Source organism: Bradyrhizobium sp. AT1 (genome assembly GCF_001590795.1).
Lineage (GTDB): Bacteria > Pseudomonadota > Alphaproteobacteria > Rhizobiales > Xanthobacteraceae > Bradyrhizobium.
The window spans coordinates 5,123,758-5,147,334 of the sequence record NZ_JXDL01000001.1; the positions used below are offsets into that span (position 1 = coordinate 5,123,758).

Annotated in this window: 26 protein-coding genes, 1 tRNA gene and 1 pseudogene; 16 read left to right on the forward strand and 12 right to left on the reverse strand. The window is 64.5% G+C overall.

The genetic code is table 11. The features are described from left to right. From SE92_RS23800 to rpmI, 3 genes and pseudogenes are all read right to left on the reverse strand, one after another. A pseudogene (locus SE92_RS23800) lies at positions 1-213 on the reverse strand (phenylalanine--tRNA ligase subunit alpha); the annotation flags it as partial. A gap of 216 nt (positions 214-429) precedes the next feature. Beyond that, on the reverse strand, positions 430-789 hold the full coding sequence (gene rplT, locus SE92_RS23805; protein ID WP_063198836.1) for a 50S ribosomal protein L20: 360 nt from the start codon (positions 787-789) through the stop codon (positions 430-432). Positions 790-867: 78 nt separating this feature from the next. Then, on the reverse strand, positions 868-1,068 hold the full coding sequence (rpmI, locus tag SE92_RS23810) for a 50S ribosomal protein L35 (RefSeq protein WP_008143958.1): 201 nt from the start codon (positions 1,066-1,068) through the stop codon (positions 868-870). Positions 1,069-1,340: 272 nt separating this feature from the next. Between rpmI and SE92_RS23815 the strand changes: the two genes are divergently transcribed. Next, a complete protein-coding gene (locus tag SE92_RS23815) occupies positions 1,341-1,745 on the forward strand; it encodes a hypothetical protein (RefSeq protein ID WP_063203720.1) in 405 nt (134 codons plus the stop codon). Between the two features lie 142 nt (positions 1,746-1,887). On the opposite strand, the gene infC is transcribed toward SE92_RS23815, so the two are convergent. Further along, complete coding sequence (gene infC / locus SE92_RS23820; RefSeq protein WP_080672213.1) at positions 1,888-2,427, reverse strand: translation initiation factor IF-3; 540 nt, start codon at positions 2,425-2,427, stop codon at positions 1,888-1,890. Positions 2,428-2,675: 248 nt separating this feature from the next. Between infC and SE92_RS23825 the strand changes: the two genes are divergently transcribed. Together SE92_RS23825 and SE92_RS23830 are read left to right on the forward strand one after the other, a co-directional pair. After that, positions 2,676-3,464 (forward strand): alpha/beta hydrolase, encoded by a 789-nt coding sequence (locus tag SE92_RS23825; protein ID WP_063198838.1) that lies wholly within the window; start codon positions 2,676-2,678, stop codon positions 3,462-3,464. 30 nt (positions 3,465-3,494) lie between these two features. Continuing rightward, positions 3,495-3,962, forward strand: coding sequence for a nuclear transport factor 2 family protein (locus tag SE92_RS23830; protein WP_063198839.1), 468 nt, complete (start codon positions 3,495-3,497; stop codon positions 3,960-3,962). A 127-nt stretch (positions 3,963-4,089) separates the two neighbouring features. Here the strand turns inward: SE92_RS23830 and SE92_RS23835 are convergent, their stop codons facing one another. The 3 genes from SE92_RS23835 to SE92_RS23845 all read right to left on the reverse strand — a co-directional run bounded on the left by SE92_RS23835 (position 4,090) and on the right by SE92_RS23845 (position 6,884). After that, positions 4,090-4,887, reverse strand: a complete 798-nt coding sequence (locus tag SE92_RS23835) for an acyl-CoA thioesterase domain-containing protein (protein ID WP_063198841.1) — start codon at positions 4,885-4,887, stop codon at positions 4,090-4,092. Between the two features lie 180 nt (positions 4,888-5,067). Next, positions 5,068-6,243, reverse strand: coding sequence for a tRNA epoxyqueuosine(34) reductase QueG (gene queG / locus SE92_RS23840; RefSeq protein ID WP_063198843.1), 1,176 nt, complete (start codon positions 6,241-6,243; stop codon positions 5,068-5,070). Next, positions 6,192-6,884 carry a glutathione S-transferase family protein gene (locus SE92_RS23845; RefSeq protein ID WP_063198845.1) on the reverse strand — a complete coding sequence of 231 codons (693 nt, stop codon included), beginning with the start codon at positions 6,882-6,884 and terminating at the stop codon, positions 6,192-6,194. Before SE92_RS23845 ends, queG begins: the two co-directional genes overlap by 52 nt. Positions 6,885-7,053: 169 nt before the next feature. On the opposite strand from SE92_RS23845, the gene SE92_RS23850 reads away from it, so the two are divergent. The 3 genes from SE92_RS23850 (at position 7,054) to SE92_RS23860 (ending at position 10,120) form a co-directional block, all read left to right on the forward strand. Continuing rightward, the gene (locus tag SE92_RS23850) at positions 7,054-7,860 is read left to right on the forward strand and encodes an undecaprenyl-diphosphate phosphatase (RefSeq protein WP_063198846.1); all 807 of its coding nucleotides are present in this window, start codon (positions 7,054-7,056) and stop codon (positions 7,858-7,860) included. Positions 7,861-8,050: 190 nt separating this feature from the next. After that, positions 8,051-9,376: an FAD-binding oxidoreductase gene (locus SE92_RS23855; RefSeq protein WP_063203722.1), complete on the forward strand. Its 1,326-nt coding sequence runs from the start codon at positions 8,051-8,053 to the stop codon at positions 9,374-9,376. A 3-nt stretch (positions 9,377-9,379) separates the two neighbouring features. Further along, positions 9,380-10,120, forward strand: a complete 741-nt coding sequence (locus tag SE92_RS23860) for an SDR family oxidoreductase (RefSeq protein WP_063198848.1) — start codon at positions 9,380-9,382, stop codon at positions 10,118-10,120. A 21-nt stretch (positions 10,121-10,141) separates the two neighbouring features. On the opposite strand, the gene SE92_RS23865 is transcribed toward SE92_RS23860, so the two are convergent. Then, positions 10,142-11,107, reverse strand: a complete 966-nt coding sequence (locus SE92_RS23865; protein ID WP_063198850.1) for a complex I NDUFA9 subunit family protein — start codon at positions 11,105-11,107, stop codon at positions 10,142-10,144. A 151-nt stretch (positions 11,108-11,258) separates the two neighbouring features. Here SE92_RS23865 and SE92_RS23870 point away from each other — a divergent pair. Beyond that, a tRNA-Leu gene (locus SE92_RS23870) sits at positions 11,259-11,345 on the forward strand. Positions 11,346-11,387: 42 nt separating this feature from the next. On the opposite strand, the gene SE92_RS23875 is transcribed toward SE92_RS23870, so the two are convergent. From SE92_RS23875 to SE92_RS36790, 4 genes are all read right to left on the reverse strand, one after another. Continuing rightward, positions 11,388-11,687 carry a type II toxin-antitoxin system RelE/ParE family toxin gene (locus SE92_RS23875; RefSeq protein WP_063198852.1) on the reverse strand — a complete coding sequence of 100 codons (300 nt, stop codon included), beginning with the start codon at positions 11,685-11,687 and terminating at the stop codon, positions 11,388-11,390. Beyond that, the gene (locus SE92_RS23880; RefSeq protein ID WP_063203723.1) at positions 11,684-11,941 is read right to left on the reverse strand and encodes a type II toxin-antitoxin system ParD family antitoxin; all 258 of its coding nucleotides are present in this window, start codon (positions 11,939-11,941) and stop codon (positions 11,684-11,686) included. The genes SE92_RS23875 and SE92_RS23880 overlap by 4 nt, the downstream gene beginning before the upstream one ends. A 74-nt stretch (positions 11,942-12,015) precedes the next feature. Further along, entirely contained in the window at positions 12,016-13,287 is a 1,272-nt protein-coding gene (locus SE92_RS23885; protein ID WP_063198854.1) for an MFS transporter, read from the reverse strand. 649 nt (positions 13,288-13,936) lie between these two features. Beyond that, complete coding sequence (locus tag SE92_RS36790) at positions 13,937-14,107, reverse strand: hypothetical protein (protein ID WP_198172771.1); 171 nt, start codon at positions 14,105-14,107, stop codon at positions 13,937-13,939. On the opposite strand from SE92_RS36790, the gene SE92_RS23890 reads away from it, so the two are divergent. The 9 genes from SE92_RS23890 (at position 14,106) to hpf (ending at position 23,497) form a co-directional block, all read left to right on the forward strand. Further along, the gene (locus SE92_RS23890) at positions 14,106-15,269 is read left to right on the forward strand and encodes a hypothetical protein (protein ID WP_063203724.1); all 1,164 of its coding nucleotides are present in this window, start codon (positions 14,106-14,108) and stop codon (positions 15,267-15,269) included. The genes SE92_RS36790 and SE92_RS23890 overlap by 2 nt on opposite strands. 19 nt (positions 15,270-15,288) lie before the next feature. Further along, on the forward strand, positions 15,289-15,837 hold the full coding sequence (locus tag SE92_RS23895) for a hypothetical protein (RefSeq protein WP_063198855.1): 549 nt from the start codon (positions 15,289-15,291) through the stop codon (positions 15,835-15,837). A 192-nt stretch (positions 15,838-16,029) separates the two neighbouring features. After that, on the forward strand, positions 16,030-17,352 hold the full coding sequence (locus SE92_RS23900; RefSeq protein ID WP_063198857.1) for a UbiA family prenyltransferase: 1,323 nt from the start codon (positions 16,030-16,032) through the stop codon (positions 17,350-17,352). Positions 17,353-17,502: 150 nt separating this feature from the next. Next, complete coding sequence (locus SE92_RS23905) at positions 17,503-18,117, forward strand: ribonuclease D (RefSeq protein WP_063198859.1); 615 nt, start codon at positions 17,503-17,505, stop codon at positions 18,115-18,117. 151 nt (positions 18,118-18,268) lie between these two features. Next, the gene (gene lptC, locus SE92_RS23910) at positions 18,269-18,997 is read left to right on the forward strand and encodes an LPS export ABC transporter periplasmic protein LptC (protein WP_063203725.1); all 729 of its coding nucleotides are present in this window, start codon (positions 18,269-18,271) and stop codon (positions 18,995-18,997) included. 5 nt (positions 18,998-19,002) lie between these two features. Beyond that, a complete protein-coding gene (locus SE92_RS23915) occupies positions 19,003-19,728 on the forward strand; it encodes an LptA/OstA family protein (protein ID WP_063203726.1) in 726 nt (241 codons plus the stop codon). A 222-nt stretch (positions 19,729-19,950) separates the two neighbouring features. After that, the gene (gene lptB, locus SE92_RS23920; protein ID WP_063198861.1) at positions 19,951-20,970 is read left to right on the forward strand and encodes an LPS export ABC transporter ATP-binding protein; all 1,020 of its coding nucleotides are present in this window, start codon (positions 19,951-19,953) and stop codon (positions 20,968-20,970) included. An 89-nt stretch (positions 20,971-21,059) separates the two neighbouring features. Continuing rightward, positions 21,060-22,682: an RNA polymerase factor sigma-54 gene (gene rpoN / locus SE92_RS23925; protein WP_063198863.1), complete on the forward strand. Its 1,623-nt coding sequence runs from the start codon at positions 21,060-21,062 to the stop codon at positions 22,680-22,682. A gap of 197 nt (positions 22,683-22,879) precedes the next feature. Continuing rightward, positions 22,880-23,497 (forward strand): ribosome hibernation-promoting factor, HPF/YfiA family, encoded by a 618-nt coding sequence (gene hpf, locus SE92_RS23930; protein ID WP_063198864.1) that lies wholly within the window; start codon positions 22,880-22,882, stop codon positions 23,495-23,497. The last annotated feature ends 80 nt before the right edge of the window (positions 23,498-23,577 follow it).

Genomic DNA, 23,577 nt, shown 5'->3' on the forward strand with positions numbered 1-23,577 from the left:
GAGCGCCTGGGTGACCTCATCCTTGGCCTGATTGATCGCCGCGCCCTGCGTTTTGCGCTCGTCGGGCGACATCTTGCCGAGCGTCGCGAGCAGCGCGGAGATTGAGCCCTTCTTGCCGAGGGCCGCGACGCGCACGGCTTCCAACGCCGCCTCATCTGCGGCCGCGGCGATGTCGGCGGTGATCTGGGCTTGGAGCTGGGCAAGATCGGTCATGGCAATCCCTTTTGGCCAGGATGCTGAGCCGATGATCCTAGCCCGTTACGCCCGGCTCAAAAGCGCGAAGCGCGTCTTCGCGTCAGATGCGCCGGGCTTCCACGTCGGAGAGATGTATTGGCGCGAGAGATGACGGCCGGGGCACCAAGGCGCAAGGCGCGCCTCTGTCCGGGCCATCACAAGCGAAACGCTGCGCAGAACACAGCGGAGGACGGCTTACGCCGCGAGCGCGGCCTTGGCCTTCTCGGCGATCGCCTGGAACGCGGCGGGCTCGTGGACCGCGAGATCCGACAGCACCTTGCGATCCACGGTGATCCCCGACTTGGCCATGCCGTCGATAAATCGGCTGTAGGTCAGGCCGAACGGACGGACGGCAGCATTGATGCGCTGGATCCAGAGCGCGCGGAACGTCCGCTTCTTGCGCTTGCGATCACGGAACGCGTACTGCTGGGCCTTCTCCACGGCCGGCTTGGCGGCGCGGATGGTGTTCTTGCGGCGGCCGTAGAAGCCCTTGGCGGCCTTGTAGACTTTCTTGTGCTTGGCGTGGGCGGTCACACCGCGTTTGACGCGAGACATGACGAATATCCTTCAGAGATGACTTGGTTTCGGATCGCCGCGAAGACGCGGCGGAGCTGGCAATGATCGTGGACGCGATCAGGCGTTCGGCAAGAAGTACTTCTTGACGTTGTCGCCGTCGGTCTTGAACAGCACCGCGGTGCCGCGCAGCTGACGGATCTGCTTCTTCGTCCGCTTGATCATGCCGTGACGCTTGCCGCGATGGGCGAACATCACTTTGCCTGTGGCAGTCACCTTGAAGCGCTTTTTAGCGCCCGATTTGGTCTTCAGCTTGGGCATTTGGCTCTCCTCAAAGGCCACAGAATTCCGCCCGCGAAGGCGGCTGGCCGTCAAAAATGCTCGTTAGAGCGTTGATTGTGCTCAGGTTTTACGAACAAGCGCGAAACCCGCACGAAACACCGCCACGGCAGCCCTTAATCAGCCGGGCGATGAAGGCTGGGCTTATGGCAGAGGACGAGCCAATTGGCAACGATGAACCGGCGGAACATGCCCGGCGACTATCCGGAATTGCTGCCCTCATGTCCAAGTCTGTCGCCCGGAGCAGGACCAAAATGGCCCCATTTTCCCTATCGCTGTCGTCTTTGACCGATTTCGCCCGCCCGCGCCATCTGGCGCTGTTCGCCGTACTCGCCACGGCCGCGCTGCCCTCGACCGCCGATGCCCGCGCCGGCAGCTATGACGGGATCTGGAATGTCACCTTCGCCACCACAAGGGGCAATTGCAGCTCGGGCTACAGCGTGCCCTTCACCGTCACGGGTAGCCGGGTCTCGTCCGCCGGCGGCGGCCGGGTCTCCGGCACGGTCAAGCGCGGCGGCGCGGTCGCGGTCCAGGTCTCGGTCGGCGCGTCGCATGCCAACGGTGGCGGCCGGCTCGCCGGCGTCAACGGCGCCGGCTCGTGGAAGGGCATCATTTCCGGCGACGCCTGCAGCGGCACCTGGCAGGCGACACGGACATAGCTGTCACCAGGCGATCGGTGCTCTCCCTCCACCGCAAGCAGCGGAGGTTGCAGCGGTGCTCGCGGCTGCATCTTGCCAAAAACAAAACGGCCCGCCGGAAATCCGGACGGGCCGTTGAACTCTCAGTCCTAACCAACCGGCGTCAGCGCGGCGCCAGCACCATGACGACCTGGCGGCCTTCGAAGCGCGCGTCCTGCTCGACCTTGGCGAGCTCGGCGACGTCGGTCTTGATCTTGTCCAGCAGCTTGGTGCCGATCTCCTGATGCGCCATTTCGCGACCGCGATAGCGCAGCGTGATCTTGACCTTGTCGCCCTCTTCGAAGAACCGCTGCATCGCGCGCATCTTCACGTCGTAATCGTGATCGTCGATCATCGGGCGGAGCTTGATCTCCTTGATCTCGACGGTCTTCTGCCGCTTGCGGGCTTCGGCGGCTTTCTTCTGCGCGGAATACTTGTACTTCCCGTAGTCCATGATCTTGCAGACGGGAGGGCTGACGTTCGGCGAGATCTCGACCAGATCCATGCCGGCTTCCTGAGCCATGCGGATTGCCATAACTGTCTCGACGGTGCCTTTGTTGTCACCGGCCGCGTCGATCAGCTGGATCTGCGCATTGCGAATGTCGTCATTGATGCGCGGCCCGTCTTTGCTGGCAGCGGGCGGAGCTTTATTAGGACGGCGAATGGGTGGTTCTCCAAAGTTGTGAAAGAAGCGGCTATTTTGAAGGAAGATAGGTTTGCCGGCAAGCAATTCGCTCGTGCGGAGCGCGAAAACCCTCAAATGCGAGGTATTTTGGCCACGCCAGGGCACGGTGACCGACATAGACACCTTGCGTCCGTTCCGCAAGCGTCCCAAAGGGCCGATGCTGCATCCGGTCGCGTCGCAGGCGGCACCCCGGACAACCCAAACCGCACAGCCAGAGTAAACGTTCCATGATCTCAGCAATTCCCGATACCGTGCCTGACTTCATCGATGTGGGCGAGGGTCAGTCCGCACGCAGGATCGCGGTTCGCAGCCGGCGCGGGCAGGGGCCCGGATTGGTCTGGCTCGGCGGGTTCAAGTCGGACATGCAGGGCGGCAAGGCCCTGGCGCTGGATGCCTGGGCCAGGGAGCATGGCCGCGCAATGGTCCGGTTCGACTATTCCGGCCACGGCGAATCCGGCGGCAATTTCGCCGATGGAACCATTGGCAGCTGGCTCGAGGACAGCGTGGCGGTATTCGAGCGCTTCTGCGAGGGCCCGCAGGTCCTGATCGGCTCGTCCATGGGCGGCTGGATGGCGCTGCTGCTCGCGCGCGAGATCAGGAAGCGAGCCGGCAAGGCCTCGCTGGCCGGGCTCGTGCTGATCGCGCCGGCGCCTGATTTTACCGAAGAGCTGATGTGGAAGAATTTTTCGCCTGCGGTGAAGAAGGAGATCGAGACCAAGGGCGTCTGGATGAGGCCGTCGGACTATGGCGACGGCTCGCCCTATCCGATCACGCGGAACCTGATCGAGGAGGGGCGCAATCATCTCGTGCTCGGCAGCGCCATCGATCTCGGCTGCCCGGTCCGCATCCTGCAAGGTGCGCAGGATCCTGATGTGCCTTGGCAGCACGCCTTCGCGCTGACGCACCGCCTGCCGGCCGACGACGTGGTGCTGACCATGATTCAGGACGGCGATCACCGCCTCTCCCGCCCGCAGGACATCGCACGCATTCTTGCCGCGGTGGCGGAGATCGGGTGAAGTGTCTTCTTACTTCGGGAGGCAAACACGATGACCACCATCGCCATGCTGCGCGCCTTCTGTGACGCCGTCGAGCAACGCAACGGCCGCGCCTTTGCCGAGCTCTTCACCGAGGACGGCGTCTATCACGACGTCTTCTACGGCGCCTTCGCAGGCCGCGACAAGATCGCCGAAATGATCGACGACTGGTTCTATCGCACGGCGACCGATTTTCGCTGGGACATGCATGACCCCGTCACCGACGGCACCACGCTCTATGCGCGCTACACCTTCAGTTATCGCTCGACGCTGCCGGAAGCGAATGGCGCGCGGGCGATGTTCGAGGGTGTCGCAATCATGACGCTGCAGGACAGCAAGATTGCCGACTATCACGAAGTCGCCAACACCGCGCCTGCGTTTGTCGATCTGAAGTTCGCGCCTGAAAGAATCGCGAAGATCGTCGCCAAGCAGGGCATGGAATTGAAGCAGCGGCCGGAGATGCAGCGGCATCTCACCTGACCGTCATTCCGGGGCGCGCGAAGCGCGAACCCGGAATCCATTTCTCCTCGGGGCCTGTAGCCAAATGGATTCCGGGTCTGCGCCTGACGGCGCATCCCGGAATGACGAGCGGAGAGAGACGCGCTCGCTACCGCTTCGACGGGTTCACGATCGGCTTGCGCTGCGCCAGCGCTGCGACCGTCGCGGTGCCGATCGGGCCCTGCTCGTCATAGAGCCAGCATTCGCCGATCGCGACGCCGTCGGTGCCGTGATGGTTCACCACCTCGAAGCCGATCCAGTTCGTCACCGGCAGGCGGTGCAGATAGATCGTCACGTCGCTGTTGATGTAGCCGAGCCCGTTGTCGCCCGCGTTCGCAAACGGGCTGGCGAAATCGGCGCCGGTGGCGACGTGGACGAACGGCGTCATCGGCACGCCCTCAACGAGCTCGCGCACCTCGCTCATCCACAGCCGGCGCGGTCCGAGCGAGCCCATGTGGCCGACGATGGGGCGCGTCGTCCATTTGCCGTTCATGCCGAGCCTGGGATCGGTGGGCTTGGGAATGTCTGATGGCTTGGGCACATCCCAGTTCGGCGGCGACCAGACATTGCCGTCCGGATTTTGCGTCTTGCGCAACAATTGGCACGAGGCCCGCGCCATGCTGACGCCGCCGGAGACGAACTCCGCTTCGACCACGCGAATGCGCAGGCCGTCGCGCACGAGACGCGTGGTCACCTCGATCGGCTTGTCGATCGTCGGCAGCTTGTACATGTCGACCGTGAGCCGCGCCGGCACGAATTCGGGGCCCGAATGGCGCTCCTCGATGGCGAAGCCGAGCAGGCCGATGATGACGCGCCCGTGCAGCGATTTTGGATCCCACGGACCGTTGGCCACTTCCGTCGGATGGAATGTGTCGCCGTCGCGGGTGAAGAAAGGCATGTTTGTCATGCGCGCGAGATTGCGGGAACGGGTGGGGAAATCAAGTGTGGTGGGCGCGCGTGACAGCCACAACAACAGGTGTCATCGCCCGGCTTGACCGGGCGATCCAGTACTCCGAGACGTCAGTGATTGAGTCGATAGGCCGCGGCGTACTGGATTCCCCGCCTTCGCGGGGAATGACACCGAGGGTTAGGAAGCGTGCTCCCACTCCTCACGCACGCTATCGTCGTGCTCGTTGGCAATGGCATTTGCGCGAAGCGCCGCAAACTCATCCCGCTCCACCAACTGCCCCAGCGCCCACACCGCCGCCCCGCGCACCAGCGGGCTTGCGTCATCCAGCAATCGTCGTGCCTCCTCGGCCAGCGTCGCATCGCGCGAGTTGCCGATCGCGATCAGCACGTTGCGCAAGAAGCGGTCGCGGCCGATGCGTTTCACCGGGGATTTTGTGAACAGCGCGCGAAACGCGGCGTCGTCGAGCCGTGCAAGCTCCGCAAGTTGAGGCGCACGCAATTCGTCACGTGCGGCGAGCTTGGCCTCGCGTCCCTCCTGCGCGAACTTATTCCAGGGGCACGCCGCGAGGCAGTCGTCGCAGCCATAGATGCGGTTGCCGATGGCTTTGCGAAACTCGCGCGGGATCGGTCCCTTGTTCTCGATGGTGAGGTAGGAGATGCAGCGCCGCGCGTCGAGCTTGTAGGGCGCGGGGAACGCTGCGGTGGGGCAGATGTCGAGGCAGGCCTGGCACGAGCCGCAATGATCAATCTCGGCCTCGTCGCGCGGCAGCTCCAGCGTGGTGTAGATCGCGCCGAGGAACAGCCACGAGCCGAACCCGCGCGAGACGAGATTGGTGTGCTTGCCCTGCCAGCCGAGATGCGCGGTTTGCGCCAAGGGCTTCTCCATCACGGCCGCGGTGTCGACGAACACCTTCACCTCGCTTGGCGCGGTCGCGACCAGCCAGCGCGCCAGCGCTTTCAGCCGCTTCTTGATGAGGTCGTGATAGTCATCGCCTTGCGCATAGACCGAGATCGCCGCGCGCGTGCGCTGCTTGAGAATGGCGAGCGGATCGGAATCGGGGCCGTAATTGACGCCGAGCATGATCACACTGCGCACGTCGGCCCACAGTCCGCGTGGATCAACCCGGCGCTCCGGCTGCGCGGCGAGCCAGTCCATGTCACCGTGACCGCCTGAGGCGATGAATTCGAGAAAATGCGCTCCTGCCTTGTCGATCGTGCCGGGAGCTGTGATGCCGACGCAGTCGAAGCCGAGCGCACGGGCCTCGCGTTCAAGCGCGGTTTTCAGTTCAGTCGGATCGGAGCTCAGAAATCCAGGTCCACGTAGGTCCGCGACGCCGGCACGCCGGCCAGCCATTCGCTCAGCAGCGGACGGAACGACGGGCGGGACTTCACCCGCGCGTACCACGCCTTTGCTGAATCGTCCTCGCTCCATGGCACGTCGCCCAGATAGTCGATCGCCGAGAGATGCGCCGCGGCGGCGAGGTCCGCGTAGGTGAGCCGGTCGCCGGCGAGGAAATTGCGCGTCTGCGCCAGCCAGCCGATATAGGCCAGATGATAGCGCACATTGGCCTTGGCGGCGCGCATCACGTCGGCGGAAGGCGCACCCCCGCCGTTCTCCTCGCTCATGAAGCGCTTGTAGATGCGCTCGGTGACGAGAGGGTGCGAGACCTCCTCGAAGAACTTTTCGTTGAACCAGGCCATTAGCCGGCGCACTTCGACGCGCTCGGAGATCGTTTCCGGCATCAGGCGCTTGGGTCCCATCTCGGCGCCATAGGCCTCGTCGACATATTCGGCGATGATCGCCGCGCCCGGGATCGGCGGTTGCTCGTCGTCCACCAGAACAGGCGTCGTGCCGGCCGCATTGAGCAGCAGAAACGCCTCGCGCCGTTCCCAGCTGCGCTCTTCGACCAGCTTGAGATCGAGCCCGTATTCGCCCGCGATCAGGCGGATGAAGCGCGAATGCGGACAGAACGGATGATGAAACAGCGTAAACATGAAGCCTTTGACTATGTGATGGTGCTTAAGAATCCATCAATGTTTGTGCGGCGCCACACTAGTCCTTCAAAACCGCGAAGCAAGGGCGTGATTTCGCATTTTGCGATTGCGGCATGGGGGCGAATAGGCGAGAAGAGCCCCGCTTTTCCAGCCGAAATGGACCGTAAATATGTCAGATGCAATACGGGCAGTGATCCTCGGCATCATCGAGGGTGTGACCGAGTTCCTTCCCGTGTCCTCGACCGGCCATTTGCTCCTCGCGGAACGCTTCTTCCATCTCGGTGAAGGCGCCTTCTGGGATTCGTTTACGGTTCTGATCCAGTTGGGTGCGATCCTCGCGATCGTCGGGCTTTACTTCAAGAAGCTCTGGGATGTCGTGATCGGCTTCTTCACGGGCGACACCTATTCGCGTCGCTTCGTGGTCGGCGTGCTGGTGGCGTTCCTGCCCGCTGTTATCGTCGGCCTCGTTGCCGGCAAATACATCAAGAGTGTGCTGTTCAATCCGTGGGTGGTGTGCTTCACGCTGATCGTCGGCGGCGCCATCCTGCTCTGGGTCGACAAGCTCGATCTCAAGCCGCGCGAGCATGACGCCACAAGGTTTCCGCTGCTGATGTATCTCTATATCGGCATCGCGCAGTGCGTGGCGATGATCCCGGGCGTGTCGCGTTCCGGCGCCAGCATCGTCGCCGCGATGTTTTTGGGCGCCGACAAGCGCGCGGCGGCGGAGTTCTCGTTCTTCCTCGCCATCCCCACCATGATCGGCGCGTTCGCCTACGATTTCTACAAGAACCGCTCCGAGATGACGATGGACCATATGGGCATCGTCGCGATCGGCTTCGTGGTGTCGTTCATCACCGCGATCATCGTGGTCAAGACGTTCCTGGAATACGTTACCCGGCATGGCTTCGTGGTGTTCGCCTGGTGGCGCGTCATCGTCGGCACACTCGGCCTGATCGCGCTGGCGTTGGGGCGATAAGCCCGTGATCCGTAGCCCGGATGGAGCGTAGCGCAATCCGGGACCGGCGTCCGTTGTAGTACGTAGTACCAACCCGGATTACGCTTGCGCTCCATCCGGGCTACGTTTCTCCACGCTCTCAACCCAATATCAGCTTTTGACCGGTAGGCAGTTCCCGGAGCGGGGTGGCCCGCAGGCGGAGCCCGAAACCATGACCCTTGTCAGCGGCTGGGGGCGTTTCCCGGTCGTCGATAGCGACGTGCTGCGTCCGCGCTCGTTCGCGGCGGTGGGCGAGGCCGTCTCGTCCGGCACCGTCGCGCGCGGCAACGGCCGCGCCTATGGCGATGCCGCGATCGGCGCCGTCAGGACCGTCGCGATGACCGGCTTCGACCGGGTCAGGTCGTTCGACCCGGTGACGGGCCGCATCCGCCTGGAGGCCGGCGTTCTCCTGTCGGATCTGATCGACACCTTTGGCCCGCGCGGCTTCCTGCCCTTCGTCGTGCCGGGCACACGGTTCGTCTCGGTCGGCGGCGCCATCGCGGCCGACGTGCACGGCAAGAACCATCATTGCGAAGGCGGCTTCGGCCGCTACGTCGACAGCCTGTTGCTGCGCACCGGACAGGGCGAGGTCATCGAGGCCTCGCGCGAGCAGAACGCCGACGCCTTTTTCGCGACCGTCGGCGGCATGGGCCTGACCGGCATCATCCTGGAAGCGACGATGCGGCTGCGGCGGGTCGAGACCGGTTGGATCCGCGAACGCGTGATCTCCGCCTCCGATCTCGATGCCGCGATGCGCGCGCTCGCGGCGAGCGATGAGGCGACCTATTCGGTGGCATGGATCGACTGCGTGGCACGGGGACGCGATCTCGGCCGTTCGCTGATCTATCTCGGCGAGCACGCGGGCAGGGACGAACTGGCAGACGGCGCCGATGTTTTTCCGGTGGGCAAGGATCCCGGCCTCAGCGTGCCGGTCGACCTGCCGTCGCTGGCACTGAACCGCGCCAGCATCCGCGCCTTCAACGAGCTGTATTATCGCATGGGCGCGCGGCGTGCCGGCAGCAGCCGAGTGGTCTCGCTCTATCCCTATTTCTTTCCACTCGACAGCATCGGTGAGTGGAACCGCATCTATGGCAAGCGCGGCTTCCTCCAGCATCAATGCGTGATTCCGGAAGCGGGAGCGCGCGCCGTGCTCGGCGAGATCCTCGATCGCGTCGCACGGCGCGGCGATGCTTCCTTTCTTGCCGTGCTCAAGAAGCTCGGCCAGGGCGACGGCATCCTGTCGTTCCCGCTCCCCGGCTACACGCTGGCGCTGGATTTCCCGGTGAAGGGCGACATCCTGAATTTTCTCGACGAGATCGATCGCCTGGTCGTCGCCGCCGGCGGACGGCTGTATCTGGCGAAAGACGCGCGGCAGTCGCGCGCGACCTTCGCGGCGGGCTATCCTGCCTTGCAGCGTTTCAACGCGATCTGCAAATCGCTCGATCCCGCCGGCAACATAAGATCGAAACTTTCACAGCGTCTGTTCGATGAGGTCTAACCCGTGACATCACGCAAATCCGTATTGGTGCTCGGCGGCTCCTCCGATATCGGCCGCGCTGCAGCGCGCGCCTTCGCCAAGGCGGGCTACGATGTCGCCCTCGCAGGCCGCGACGTCGCCGCGCTGGAGCCTGACGCCGCCGATCTGCGCGCGCGCTACAATGTCGAGGTCGGTCTGCACAGATTCGATGTGCTCGACACCGCCTCGTTCGACGGTTTCGTCGCGAGCCTTCCAGGGTTGCCCGATGTCGTTATCTCGATCGTCGGCCTGCTCGGCGTGCAGGAAAATGCCGAGAGCGACCTTGCCCACGCCAGCGCGATCATGCGCTCGAACTACGAAGGTCCCGCGCTGATCCTCGGCCTGTTCGCGGAGAAGTTTCTGGCCCGCGGCAGCGGCACGCTGGTCGGCGTGTCGTCGGTGGCCGGCGATCGCGGCCGCGCTTCGAACTACGTCTATGGCTCGGCCAAGGCCGGCTTCTCCGCGTTCCTGTCCGGTCTGCGCGCCCGCGCCAGCCGCGGCGGCGTGCATGTTGTCACCGTCAAGCCCGGCTTCGTCCGCACCAGGATGACCGAGGGCATGAAGCTGATCGGCCCGCTCACCGTCGAAGCGCCGGTGGTCGGCGATGCGATCCTTGCCGCCGTCGAGAACAAGACCGACGTCGTCTATGTCAGCGGCAAGTGGCGCCTCGTGATGCTGATCATCAAGGCGCTGCCGGAAGCGGTGTTCAAGAAGCTGAAGTTTTGAGGGGCGCGGTGAAGACGAGCCTCACACGCCCATGCGCTGAAACTGCCCCGCCGCACGAAAACGCCAGAGATATTGCGGGGCGATCGCTTCCAGCGAATCGGCAGCGATGCCGAGCCCCTCCAGCGTCAGGCCGGCGGCCTTCGCCGCGTCAGACACGACATTGTCGCGCTCGAGCAGCGTGACCTGGTCCGGCGTCAGCTTGAACGCGCCCGGCGCGAATTGCAGGAAGGCGGCCTTGAAGCGGGCGAGGCCGAACGACAGCGGCACCAGCATCCGCTCGCGGTCGGTGATGGCGAGGATGGCCTCGATGATCTCGCGCATGGTCAGCACTTCCGCGCCGCCGAGCTCGTAGGTCGCGCCCGCCTTGGCCTTGCCGTCGACGGCATCCGCGATCGCGGTGGCGACGTCGCCGACATAGACCGGCTGCATCTTGGTCTCGCCGCCGATCAGCGGCAGCACCGGCGACATCCGGGCCAGCGCGGCGAAGCGGTTGGTGAACTGGTCCTCGGGGCCGAACATCACGGAGGGGCGGAAGATCGTGGCCGAGGGCACCGCCGCCAGGACCGCGGCTTCGCCGGCCGCCTTGGCCCTGGCATAGCGGGAAGGCGATTCGGCGTCGGCCCCGATCGCCGAGACATGCACCAGGCGGGCACCCGCCGCGGCCGCTGCCTTGGCGACCGTTTCGGCGCCCTTGGCCTGGACGGCGTCGAAGGTCTGCCCGCCGGCTTCCGTGAGGACGCCGACCAGATTGATCACGATATGCGAATCACGCAGCGCCGCCTCGACCGAGGCCGGATAGCGCAGGTTCGCCTGCACGGTGTGGACCTGCCCGACCCTGCCGGAGGGCTGGAGGTACCCGGCCAGTTCCGGGCGCCGGACCGCAACCCGGACCCGGTAATCGCGCTTGCACAGGGCCCGGACGACATTCCGGCCCAAAAACCCCGATCCGCCGAAAACCGTGACGAGAGTTTCCAGATTCGATGCCATGAGAGCCGTTCCTGCGGAAAAGAGTGCGTCTTGTCAGGCTTGTATCGGGCCGGTTTGCAATGCGCAATCGGCATCCCGAACCGGGCTTGAAGCATGAATTGACAACGGCGTCACCGAACCGTAGTAACCGCCTCCGTGCCCCAAACGGCATGCCCAGGTGGTGGAATTGGTAGACGCGCTGGCTTCAGGTGCCAGTGGCTTAACGGCCGTGAAGGTTCGAGTCCTTTCCTGGGCACCATGTTATGCTTGTGCGAACTGCACTTGGCGATCGATATCGACTCTAATCCTCTGGGAAGAGTAACGGCTCGTAGTCTCGTGCGCCGTGGAGGATGTGGATCACCTCGATCACATCAATTCCGACACGATAGAAGATCAAATAGCTCCCGAACGGTCGCCGGCGAATGCCTTTGTTTTCGTAGCGCGGGACCAAGGGATAGCCGCGTGGCGCCTCAGCAAGGGATTCGCACTTCTCGCGCAACCCGCGGATGAGCGTGAGCGCGCTGCGCGGACTTTGCTCGGCGACATATGACGCGATTTCCTCAAGGTCGGCCTCCGCCTCCCCGGTGAGGACGACGATCACGTGCGGTCGGCCTTGGCCGCCAAACTCGCTTCCAGCCGGTCAAAAACTTCGGAGCTCGATTTGACCCGTCCGGCATCGGCGTCCTCAATCCCGCGTGAGATCGCGGCATCCAGAGCGGCCAAGCGGGCTTCGCGCTCCTGAATCAACCGTACGCCCTCCCGCAACACCTCGCTCTTGGAGTGGTACCGGCCCGATTCGACCAGCTTTTTCACAAAGTCTTCAAGGGTTTCGCCAAGATCTGCGCTGACAGCCATGTCGATTTGCTCCACTCGCGTCGTTCCAATAACTATTATTGGGCCATCGCTGCATCAAGCCTCAGCTCGCCCCCTCACACCACCCGCTTCCCCGTCCGCTCCGCCACCGCCTTCTGCACGAAATACATCATCACCAGCGTAATGATCGTCGTCGTGACGACGACGTAGCCGATCCGGTCGAAATGGATCAGCGAGCCGTCCGCGGCTTGCGCGATGATCGCGCCGGCGAGCACCGAGCCGAGGCCGCCGGAGAGCTGCTGTAGCGAGGCGCTGACCGCGCTGAACGAGCCGCGCTGGGTGGGGTCGGGGATCGCCGACATCAGCGCCTGTGACGGGATCATCCGTGAAAAGATGCCGATGAACATCAGCACGTTGACGATGATCGCGGTCGTGAGCGAGACGTGGCCGAGATGGGTGTAGATCAGCACCATGACGACGGTCATCGCGCAGCCGAACACGAAGGTCGGATATTTGCCGAAGGCGTCGCTGGCGCGGCCGACCAGCGGCCCGGTGACGATGCTGAACAGGCCGGAGACCAGATAGATCGTCGGCAGATGCGCCATGTCGATGCCGAGATTATGCACGGTGAAGGCGCTGGAGAACGGCATCAGCATGTAACCGCCGGTCGCAAGCAAGGTCGTGACGGCGAAGGCCAGCGTGTAACGCGGCTCGAAGACCGTTGCGATCAGGTGGTGGAACGGGTTCCTGTCCTGCTTCAGCTTGAGATGCGCGTCGACCGGCTCCATGGCGCAGGCGATGATGGCGATCGTGATGATCGACAACCCGACGATCGCGACGAAGCAGAGCTGCCAGCTCCAGTGATTGGCGAGGAACAGCCCGGCGGGAATGCCGAGCACTTGGCTTGCGGCGAACGCGGTCTGGATGAAGCCCATCACGCGGCCGCGCAAATGCAGCGGAAATAAATCGGTGACGATGGCGAGCACGACCGAGCCGATCACGCCGCCGAACAGTCCGGTCACGATCCGGCCGAGCAGCAGCACGTGGTAATTCTGCGCGGCGGCGCAAAGCATGGTGCCGAGGGTGAAGCCGACATAGAAGAACAGCAGCAGGCGCTTGCGATCGAAGCGATCGGCGAAGCCGGCGGCCAGCACGCCCGAAATCCCCGCACTGAACGCATAGGCCGACACCGCGACGCCGAATTGGGTGGCGGTGATGTCGAGCGCGGGCATCAGGATGGCGCCGAGCGGCGACATGATGATGAAGTCGAGGATGATGGTGAATTGCGTGAACGCGAGCAGCGCGATGAGAAGCGCCTGGTAGCGCGAGAAGCCGCGCGGCTGTTCCGATGGGGCGTCGATAGGCGCAGCGAGCGTCTGTTCGGTCATGGATCTCGATTTCGTCGGGGGGCGGGCAGAGAAAGCGGAAGATGGGGTGGGCCCACATGATTTTCACGGGCGCACGGCCCTCATTCCCGAGGGAAACCGAAGCTCGCGCCGGGTTGTGGGATCCGTGCAACAGCTCGCGATCCGACCAACCGTCCGGCGGCTTCGCGAAAGGCGTGCGCGGGCTGAGAAGCCGGGCGCCGGCCCCGCACCCCATGAATATGGGAGGACGCAATGCCGCGCGGTCCCTCGCGCATCCGGCGTCTTCCAAAGCCATGGACTGCATGCTTTGAGTGTCGCCGTGCCGCGCAAACGTCAATCGGTTTGACGCGGTGGCGGCCTGGGGCTGAACGTGACGGCGGTCTTCGTTCTTCGTGCGCCACTTGCCGGTCGCAAGGTTGGAGGACGGGGTGGGGACCAACATGATGATTTCATCGCGCGCGCGAATCGCTGCTTGTCTCGCAACCGCGCTGCTTGCCGCGATCGCGGCCTGTGCCGGCGCGTCGCAAGCCCGGGCCCAGTTCATCTGCGTCGATGGTACCCTGTCCGATCAAGGCGCCAGTGCGGCCGGCTCTGGAGGCAATTTTGCCTGCGGGCCCTCCGCCTCCGCTCCGGGGGCGGGCAGCAACAACTCCGCGATCGGGAGCGGCGCTTACGCTGACGGAAATGCCAGCAGCAATATTGCCGTCGGTTCCGCCAATGCCAGCGGCCACACCAGCTCCAATATTGCGACCGGAAACAATGCCAACGCCAGCGGCAACAACAGCTTCAACAGCGCGACCGGAGCGGGAGCCATCGCCAGCGGCGACAGCAGCAAAAACATGGCCTCCGGAAACAACGCGCAGGCCGGCGGTGACAACAGTGCCAATATCGCGGCCGGCGCCGGAGCCAACGCCAGCGGCAACAACAGCGGTAATCTCGCGTCCGGGCTCACCGCCCTGGCCAACGGCGACAACAGCAGGAACGTTGCGACCGGGCGCAGTTCCAATGCCTCCGGCAACAACAGCAGAAATGTTGCGACCGGGTTTGTCGCCAGGGCTTACGGGGACGGCAGCGCCAACACCGCGACGGGGACCAACGCCAACGCCTACGGCAACGGCAGCGGCAACATCGCGACAGGCCCCAACTCCAACGCGACCGGCGACAACAGCTTCAATATCGCGACCGGCGTGAATACCAACGCGAGCGGGTCCGGAAGCAACAACGTCGCCACCGGTAACGCCGCCAACGCGTATGGCGCCAACAGCTCCAACGCGGCGACCGGCTATCTGGCGAATGCCAACGGCGCCAATTCGAGGAATATCGCGAACGGTGCACAATCCAATGCCAGCGGCACCGGCAGCTTCAACATTGCGGTCGGAAACGGCGCCAACGCGAGCGGAAATGGCGTCGCGAACACCGCGGTGGGCAACGGCTCCAACGCCACCGGCGCAAATTCCTCGGCGTTCGGCAATGGTGCATCGGCAACCTTCGCGAATTCCACCGCGATCGGCAATGGCGCCACCGCGACCCGCGCGAACCAGCAGGTCCTGGGGACCGCGAGCAATACCTACACGATGACAGGCGTCACCTCGGCCGCGAGCACGGCCGCGCAGTCCGGGCCCGTGCAGCTCGTCACCACGGACGCTGCCGGCAATCTCGCCTCCACCTCGCTCAGTGCGCTCGGCTTTGCGAGCCCCGCGGATATCGCCGGCATCAACAGCCAGCTCGCAAGCATCAATGCCCGCCTCAACGACCTCGACGGCAGGACCGGCAAGGCGGTCAACGGTGTCGCGATGGCCTTTGCGATGTCCGGCTCGCCTTGGTTGATGCCGTCCGAGAAGATCGCGATGAGCATGAACTGGGGAACGTTCCAGAACACCAACGCGCTCTCGATGAGCGCGGCGCTGCGCGTCAGCGAGCACGTGCAGGCCAGCGGCGGGCTGACCTATGGCACGAACGGCGGCGGATTGGGCGGTCGCGTCGGCATGCGGGTCGGCTGGTGAAGGCTGGCAGGAGCGTTCCATGCGATTGATTGCACGGGCCATGATGGCACTGGCGCTGCTGCTGTCCTGCACGAACGACGCGGCGATGGCTCAGCAGAAGACGCCTGAGCCGGTCCCGGCGCAGCCGTCGTTGCCGGTGACGCTGGAGAAGGCGCTCTATCTGATCCGCTCGACGCTGCTCACGCTCAACGATGCCAACCGCACGGGCAATTACACGGTGCTGCGCGACCTCGCGGCGCCGGACTTCCAGGCGCGCAACACCGCCGCCGATCTCGGGCTGAATTTTCTCGACCTGCGGCGCCGCAACTTCGATCTCTATGGTGCGGCGTTGCTGGCGCCGCAATTCAGCGATGCGCCCGCGCTCGATCAGCGCGGAATGCTGCGGCTTGCCGGTTACATTCCGACCCGCCCGCAGCAGATCCAGTTCGATCTCACCTTCCAGGTCGTGGCCGGGCAATGGCGTCTGTTCGCGATCGCGATCGCCACGCCGGAATCCGCAGCGCCACAGCCGCAAGCCCAGGTGACGCCCGTGAAGCCGGCCGTGCCCGCGCAGAAGAAGATGCAATGAACCTTTCCTGGCATCTATCTTATTGAAAAAGTTGTATTTATCGCACAGGCCGGCAAACGCTCACCGGGCCGTTTCTCCAGCTCCCGCGGCCCCGATTAAGCCGCCCTTAGCGAATGCCCCCTAGGCTCGCGGTCGTCCATTTTCCTGCTCCCCGGCTGATGCCGGTCATCGCGGTCACGAGAAGCTTTTCGAATGGAGCAGCCTGCCCGGCAGTACGAGTCTGGCGCACCTGTCCCGTCGGCAGCCCCGGCGGCTGCGCGGACGCTCGTCATCGATCTCGAAGGCGCCCTGCTGCGCTCTGAACTGCTGATGGAAGCGCTGTTCAGCCGGCCCGCCCTCATGCTCGCGCGCTTCGGTGCGGGCGGACGGCCGGGCATGGCGGCGCTCACCGATATCCTGGCGCGGGCCGAGATCGACTACGCCCATCTGCCCTACGATTCCGACGTATTGAACCGGGCGCTCGCGGCGCGGGCGCGGGGCGGCAAGATCTACCTCGTCGCGGATCGTTTCGCCGCGCATGCCTCCGGTATCGCGACGCATCTCGGTTTTGACGGCGTGGTGACCTCGGCCGATCTCGCCGCGGGCGATCTTCCGTTCGATCACGCCGTCATCGAGCGCATCAGCGTAAGCAGCAGCGGCCGTGCCAGCCTCAAGACCTGGATGAAGGCGCTGCGTGTCTATCAATACGCCAAGAACACGCTGGTGTTCGTGCCCGTCATCACCGCGCATCAGCTCAACCTTGCCAGCTTCGGCTCCGCGCTGCTGGCGTTCCTGGCGTTCTCGGCCTGTGCGTCGGGCGCCTACCTGATGAACGATCTGCTCGATCTCTCGGCCGACCGGCAGCATCCGACCAAACGCCATCGCGCGCTCGCGGCCGGCGACTTGCCGATCTCCTCGGCGCTGGCGGCGATCCCCGCGCTGTGGCTGTTCGCGGTCGTGGCCTCGCTCTGCATCTCGCCGCTGTTCCTCGCCGTGCTCGGCGGCTATCTCGTCACCACGATCGCCTATTCGCTGGTGCTCAAGCGCAAGATGCTGGTCGACATCGTCACGCTCGCCGGTCTCTACACGCTTCGCATCGTCGCCGGCGCGGTCGGCGTCGGCGTGGTGCTGTCGGAATGGCTGCTGATCTTCTCGCTGTTCGTGTTCACCTCGCTGGCGCTGATCAAGCGCTTCAGCGAGCTCAGCATGCGCGAAAGCGCCGGCCTCGCCGATCCCTCCAACCGCGATTATCGCGTCACCGATTTGCAGATCATCGCCGCGATGGCGGCGGCGAGCGCGATGAACGCGGTGACCGTGTTCTCGCTCTACGTCTCCTCGACCGCGGTGACGCCGCTGTACAGCCGCCCCTGGATGCTGTGGCTGCTCAACCCGCTGCTGCTCTACTGGTTCGGCCGCGCCCTGATGATGGCGCATCGCCGCGAGATGCCGGATGATCCGATCCTGTACGCCTTCCGCGACGGTCCCAGCCGGATCGCGGTCGCAGCGATGATCTGCATCATGCTGGCGGCGATCTGAGCCACCAAGTGCTTGCCTGACAGGTGCTTGCCTGACAACTGCTTGCCTGCCATGGGCTTGCGTGGCCTGTCCCGAGTGGATACATCGCGGGCAATTCGAAATGAGCCTATTGTGCCGACGCACCGATTCGACCCGAGGTTTTGAAACGCCATGACCGTACGCCTGCACCGCGGCGACTTGCCGGACCTCTCGCGCTACACCGGCGCGGTGGCGATCGACACCGAGACCATGGGGCTGAACCCGCACCGCGACCGGCTCTGCGTGGTGCAGCTCTCGCCCGGCGACGGCAGCGCCGACGTGGTGCAGATCCCCAAGGGCCACACCGACGCGCCGAACCTGAAGGCGCTGCTGGCCAATCCTGCCGTCACCAAGATCTTCCACTTCGCGCGGTTCGACGTCGCGGTGCTGTACCAGACCTTCGGCGTCATGACCGGGCCGATTTATTGCACCAAGATTGCCTCCCGCCTGATCCGCACCTACACCGACCGTCATGGCCTCAAGGACCTCGTGCGCGAGGTGCTCAATGTCGATCTCTCCAAGCAGCAGCAGTCCAGCGACTGGGGATCCGACAGCCTGACCGAGCCGCAGCTCGCCTATGCCGCCTCGGACGTGCTGCATCTGCATGCCCTGCGTGAGCGGCTGGATGCCATGCTGGTGCGGGAAGGTCGCACGCAGCTGGCCAAGGCCTGTTTCGATTTCCTGCCGACCCGTGCCCTGCTCGACCTCCAGGGCTGGGCGGAAGAGGACATTTTCGCGCACTCCTGAGCCTGCTTGGAGGGAGTTGTCGCCCCGTTTCGGACACTTTCGTAACGGCCTGTCCAAGCCTGATATGCCGAAGGCTGCATATTTTGGCGCCTCCGGCTACAATGGGGCGCCCGTCAAACGGACCAGGCGAGCGACACCTCAGGAACTCAAGGTGAATTCGGCCCACAATCCCACCTACGACGCCGCGCTTGCGGCGAAGTTCGCCAGCGCGGCGCGCCACAGCCGCCTGGTGCGGATTCTGCGCGTCTCGGTGCCGGCGACGGTGGTCGTGGCAATGGCCGTGATCATCTACATCGCCTTCTTCAACAAGTTCAGGATTCCGGAACTGCCGCTCACCGTCGAGAACATGGTGGTGTCGGGCACCAAGATCACGATGGAATCGCCGCATCTGTCCGGTTTCACGCCGGACCAGCGGCCCTACGAGCTCTGGGCCAAGACCGCGACCCAGGACATCACCGATCCCGATCATGTCGATCTCAAGGATCTGCGCGCGAAGGTGCTGATGGAGGATCAATCCACCCTGTTCCTCGATGCCCGCACCGGCCGCTTCGACAACAAGCAGCAGCAGCTCGATCTGCACAAGGACATCTTCCTGCGCACCTCCACCGGCTATGAGGCGCGGCTGAACTCCGCCTTCGTCGACATGAACAAGGGCACGGTCTCCTCGGACGAGCGCGTCGATGTCAAGCTGACCAACGGCACGCTGACCGCTGACAAATTGCGCATCACCGAAGGCGGCGACGTCATCCGCTTCGAAGGAAATGTGGTGATGCATCTGGACAAACTGGACCAGCCCGCCGCCGCGCAGCCTGCGCCGCCCGAGCCCGCGCCGCCGGTGAAGACACGTACGCCTCAGAACAAGTCTGCCAATTCAAAGTGATTTTCATGACCAAGACTTTTTCGCGCAGCATCGACAAGCGCAGCGGCATCATCAGCGCGGCTGCCCTTGCAGTCGGCGTCGCGCTGGTCGCCGGCGGCGCGGCCATCGCGCAGAGCACGATGCAGGGTGTGCCCAACGCCATGCAGGGCTTTTCGCAGAACCGCGACCAGCCGATCCAGATCGAAGCCGCCTCGCTGGAGATGCGCGACAAGAAGAAGGAGGCGACCTTCGCCGGCAATGTGAAGGTCATCCAGGGCGACACCACCATGACTTCGAAGACGCTGGTGGTGTTTTACGATTCGGGCGACAAGCCGGCCACGCCTCAACCTGCGGCGAAGGCGACCAAGAACAGTGGGACCGGCGCGCCGATGCAGTCCGCGCAGCCGGGTCCGGGCGGTAGCTCCTCGATCAAGCGGCTGGAAGCGCGCGGCAATGTCGTGGTCACCCAGAAAGACCAGGTGGTCACGGGCGACACCGCCGTATTCGACACCAGGACCAATCTCATCACCATGCTCGGCGGCGGCGGTCAGGTCGTCCTGACGCAGTGCAAGAACGTGCTGCGCGGCGACCGCTTGATGGTCGACATGACGACGGGCGTGTCGCGGGTGGAATCCGACAATGGCCGGGTGCAGGCCCTGCTACCGCAGGGCGGCAACAACGATTGCGGTCAGGGGAGCAAGCCCGGCGGGGCGCCCCCTTTGCAATTGCCTGGCGCAAGTAAACCAAAGTAAATTCAACGGCTTGGATCTGATGCGCCCGAACCGAGGTTGAAGCTTGGCCGGCGAGACTGTATCTAGCGCGCAGGGCTTTCGAAGCGGGGTCCGCCGCTTTTCGGGCGTGTTTCACTGGGCATGAGACATCCCTTCACTCATGCTGCGTCGGCGAATCGAAAGGCCGGTGCGGCAGATCGCGCGAACTCGCGCGGGATCGTCGCGAAAGGCTAGAAGGCGGGGATGGTCGATCTCTTCAGCATGTTCCGTCGGCGCCCCGCCAAGAGCGGCCGGCCAGGATTTGCGCGTCAGGACATCACCGCGCTCGGTGACAGCGTCGGCGGGCTCGTGGCCAGCCCGATCCGCGACGCGCCGCCGATGGCTCGTGACCAGGCGATCCGTGCGCCGGACCAGTTCCAGGGTGACTACCAGGACGACTACCAAGCCGATTATCAAGCCGAGCCGCGTCCGCAGGCGGTTCACCCCGTCAGGGCGGCCGGCAGGTCCAATGGCGCGGGCGACCCGCAGCTCCTGAAGCGACCGGGCTTCCTGGCTGTGCATAGCGTGAAGAAGTCGTTCGGAAGCCGTCAGGTCGTGCGTGGCGTCAGCATCTATGTGCGGCGCGGCGAAGCCGTCGGCCTGCTCGGCCCGAACGGCGCCGGCAAGACCACCGTGTTCTACATGATCACCGGCCTGATCAAAGCCGACCACGGCGCGATCGAGCTCGACGGCCACGATGTCACGAAACTGCCGATGTATCAGCGCGCGCGGCTGGGCATCGGCTATCTGCCGCAGGAAGCCTCGATTTTCCGCGGCCTCACCGTCGAGCAGAACATCAGGGCCGTGCTCGAAGTGGTCGAGCCCTCGCGCAAGAAGCGCGAGCAGCAGCTCGATTCCCTGCTCGACGAATTCAACATCACGCGGCTGCGCAAATCGCCGTCGATCGCGCTGTCCGGCGGCGAGCGGCGCCGCGTCGAGATCGCGCGTGCGCTGGCGACGCGGCCGAACTACATGCTGCTCGACGAGCCCTTCGCCGGCATCGACCCGATTGCGGTCGGCGACATCCAGGACCTCGTCCGCCATCTCACCAATCGCGGCATCGGCGTGCTCATCACCGACCACAATGTCCGCGAGACGCTCGGCCTCACCGATCGCGCCTATATCGTCTATGCCGGTGAAATCTTGACCGAGGGGAGCCCGGATGAGATCGTTGCCGATCCGGACGTGCGCCGCCTTTACCTTGGCGAGGAATTCCGCCTCTAGCCCGTTTTTGCGTTTCGTCAAGGCGTATACATCGGGCTCGGACTAGGATAAGCAAAAATCGGACCAACTTTTGGATCGGTTCTTGCTTCATGGCGCTCACGCAGAGATTAGAGTTCCGGCAGTCGCAGTCGCTGGTGATGACGCCGCAGCTGATGCAGGCGATCAAGCTGCTGCAATTGTCCAATCTCGATCTGACGACCTTCGTGGAAGAGGAACTCGAGCGGAACCCGCTGCTGGAGCGGGCCAGCGACGAGGCCCCCGCGGGCGAAGCTCCGGCCGAGGCCGGCCAGTTCAGCGATAACGATGATTTCGGCGGCGGGGGCAGCGACGAGCCCGGCGGCGGTCCGGGCGAGGCCTTTGAGCCGGGCCAGGAAGAATGGATGAGCAAGGATCTCGGCACCCGCGCCGAGATCGAGCAGACCCTGGACACCGGGCTCGACAACGTCTTCTCCGAGGAGCCGGCCGAGGCTGCCGCGCGCAACGCCCAGGACGTCGCACCCACCACCTATACCGAGTGGGGCGGCGGCGCCTCTGGTGACGAAGACTACAATTTGGAAGCTTTTGTCGCGGCCGAGACAACGCTCGGTGACCACCTCGCCGAGCAGCTCTCGGTCGCCTTCACCGCACCCGCACAGCGCATGATCGGCCAGTACCTGATCGACCTCGTCGACGAGGCCGGCTATCTGCCGCCCGATCTCGGCCAGGCCGCCGAGCGCCTGGGCGCATCGCAGGCCGACGTCGAGGGCGTCCTTGCCGTGCTGCAAAAATTCGATCCGCCCGGCGTCTGCGCGCGTAACTTGAGCGAATGCCTGGCCATCCAGCTCCGCGAGCTCGACCGCTACGACCCCGCGATGCAGGCCCTGGTCGAGCATCTCGATCTCCTCGCCAAGCGCGACATCGTGGCCTTGCGCAAGCTCTGCGGCGTCGACGACGAGGACATCGCTGACATGATCGGCGAGATTCGCCGCCTCAATCCCAAGCCCGGCATGAAGTTCGGCTCGGCGCGTCTGCAGACCATGGTGCCCGACGTCTATGTCCGCCCGGGTCCCGACGGCGGCTGGCATGTCGAGCTCAACAGCGACACCTTGCCGCGCGTGCTGGTCAACCAGACCTACTATTCCGAGCTGTCGAAGAAGATCGGCAAGGACGGCGACAAATCCTATTTCACCGACGCGCTGCAGAATGCGACCTGGCTGGTGCGCGCGCTCGACCAGCGCGCCCGCACCATCCTGAAAGTTGCGACCGAGATCGTGCGCCAGCAGGATGGCTTCTTCACCCACGGCGTGGCGCACCTGCGGCCGCTCAATCTGAAGGCCGTCGCCGACGCCATCCAGATGCATGAATCCACGGTGTCGCGCGTCACCGCCAACAAGTACATGGCAACAAATCGCGGCACTTTCGAGTTGAAATATTTCTTCACGGCCTCGATCGCCTCGGCCGACGGCGGCGAGGCGCATTCCGCCGAGGCCGTCCGTCACCACATCAAGCAGCTGATCGATTCGGAAGAGCCCAGCGCGATCCTGTCGGACGACACCATCGTGGAACGCTTGCGCGCCTCGGGCATTGATATTGCCCGCCGCACGGTCGCGAAGTACCGCGAAGCCATGCGCATACCCTCCTCGGTGCAACGTCGCCGCGACAAGCAGAGCGCTCTTGGTAACGTCCTCTCCACCGCAATGTCCGATCGCTCCCGCAACACCGAACCGGCCTGATTGCACCGGCGCGAAATCGCGCTACTGTCAGCTCCCCTTTGCAACCGATCCAGGCACGCGCATGATCCGGAAAAGCGCACAGCGGTCTCCTCTCCCGACGAACGTGGAAGGGGCTCGTGGGGCGGTCATGCGCAGGGAACGACTTCGGCTGCGATGATTCGTCGTCGCAGCTGAGGAGCAAACCAAGCGAGGCATCCATGACTCTTCGGATTTCGGGCAAGAGCATCAGCGTCGGTGAGGCCCTGCGCGGCCGCGTCGCCGACCGCACCGACGAGGTGCTGCGCAAATATTTCGACGGCAATTATTCCGGCCACATCACGCTCAGCAAGGACGGCTTCGGCTTCCGCACCGATTGCGCCCTGCACCTCGATTCGGGGATCACGCTGGAAGCCGATTCGAACGCGCCGGACGCCTATGCCAGCGCCGACCAGGCGCTGCTGATGATCGAGAAGCGGCTCCGGCGCTACAAGAACCGGCTCAAGGACCGCTCCGCCCGCAAGGCCCATGTCGCCTCCGAAGCGCTGGCTGCGCTCGACGCGACAGCCTACGTGCTCGAGGCGCCCGGAGAGGGCGAAGAGGAAGTCACCGGCTACAGCCCCGTCATCATCGCCGAGCAAACCACGTCGTTGAAGCAGCTCTCGGTCAGCGAGGCGGTCATGGAACTTGACCTCAGCGGAGCCCCTTGCCTGGTGTTCCAGCATGGTTCGTCGGGCCGGGTGAACATCATTTACCGCAGGGCGGACGGCAATGTGGGCTGGATCGATCCGCCGGGGGCCAAAGCCGACGGCAAGGTCGATGGCAAGGCGGGCGGTTAGGCCGGGGCGGGGGCCCGTACGATCCCGGCCCTTAACAATGACCGTGGCAAAGCCGCACGCGGGAGTTGGCACCGGGATTG

Excerpts from the sequence above, each read along its gene's own strand:
- rplT (WP_063198836.1), bottom strand. The coding sequence starts at position 789 with ATGTCTCGCGTCAAACGCGGTGTGACCGCCCACGCCAAGCACAAGAAA.
- rpmI (WP_008143958.1), bottom strand. The coding sequence starts at position 1,068 with ATGCCCAAGCTGAAGACCAAATCGGGCGCTAAAAAGCGCTTCAAGGTG.
- SE92_RS23815 (WP_063203720.1), top strand. The coding sequence starts at position 1,341 with ATGGCCCCATTTTCCCTATCGCTGTCGTCTTTGACCGATTTCGCCCGC.
- SE92_RS23825 (WP_063198838.1), top strand. The coding sequence starts at position 2,676 with ATGATCTCAGCAATTCCCGATACCGTGCCTGACTTCATCGATGTGGGC.
- SE92_RS23830 (WP_063198839.1), top strand. The coding sequence starts at position 3,495 with ATGACCACCATCGCCATGCTGCGCGCCTTCTGTGACGCCGTCGAGCAA.
- SE92_RS23835 (WP_063198841.1), bottom strand. The coding sequence starts at position 4,887 with ATGACAAACATGCCTTTCTTCACCCGCGACGGCGACACATTCCATCCG.
- queG (WP_063198843.1), bottom strand. The coding sequence starts at position 6,243 with ATGGCTGGCCGGCGTGCCGGCGTCGCGGACCTACGTGGACCTGGATTT.
- SE92_RS23845 (WP_063198845.1), bottom strand. The coding sequence starts at position 6,884 with ATGTTTACGCTGTTTCATCATCCGTTCTGTCCGCATTCGCGCTTCATC.
- SE92_RS23850 (WP_063198846.1), top strand. The coding sequence starts at position 7,054 with ATGTCAGATGCAATACGGGCAGTGATCCTCGGCATCATCGAGGGTGTG.
- SE92_RS23855 (WP_063203722.1), top strand. The coding sequence starts at position 8,051 with ATGACCCTTGTCAGCGGCTGGGGGCGTTTCCCGGTCGTCGATAGCGAC.
- SE92_RS23865 (WP_063198850.1), bottom strand. The coding sequence starts at position 11,107 with ATGGCATCGAATCTGGAAACTCTCGTCACGGTTTTCGGCGGATCGGGG.
- SE92_RS23880 (WP_063203723.1), bottom strand. The coding sequence starts at position 11,941 with ATGGCTGTCAGCGCAGATCTTGGCGAAACCCTTGAAGACTTTGTGAAA.
- SE92_RS23885 (WP_063198854.1), bottom strand. The coding sequence starts at position 13,287 with ATGACCGAACAGACGCTCGCTGCGCCTATCGACGCCCCATCGGAACAG.
- SE92_RS23890 (WP_063203724.1), top strand. The coding sequence starts at position 14,106 with ATGGCCTCCGGAAACAACGCGCAGGCCGGCGGTGACAACAGTGCCAAT.
- SE92_RS36790 (WP_198172771.1), bottom strand. The coding sequence starts at position 14,107 with ATGTTTTTGCTGCTGTCGCCGCTGGCGATGGCTCCCGCTCCGGTCGCG.
- SE92_RS23895 (WP_063198855.1), top strand. The coding sequence starts at position 15,289 with ATGCGATTGATTGCACGGGCCATGATGGCACTGGCGCTGCTGCTGTCC.
- SE92_RS23900 (WP_063198857.1), top strand. The coding sequence starts at position 16,030 with ATGGAGCAGCCTGCCCGGCAGTACGAGTCTGGCGCACCTGTCCCGTCG.
- SE92_RS23905 (WP_063198859.1), top strand. The coding sequence starts at position 17,503 with ATGACCGTACGCCTGCACCGCGGCGACTTGCCGGACCTCTCGCGCTAC.
- SE92_RS23915 (WP_063203726.1), top strand. The coding sequence starts at position 19,003 with ATGACCAAGACTTTTTCGCGCAGCATCGACAAGCGCAGCGGCATCATC.
- lptB (WP_063198861.1), top strand. The coding sequence starts at position 19,951 with ATGGTCGATCTCTTCAGCATGTTCCGTCGGCGCCCCGCCAAGAGCGGC.
- rpoN (WP_063198863.1), top strand. The coding sequence starts at position 21,060 with ATGGCGCTCACGCAGAGATTAGAGTTCCGGCAGTCGCAGTCGCTGGTG.
- hpf (WP_063198864.1), top strand. The coding sequence starts at position 22,880 with ATGACTCTTCGGATTTCGGGCAAGAGCATCAGCGTCGGTGAGGCCCTG.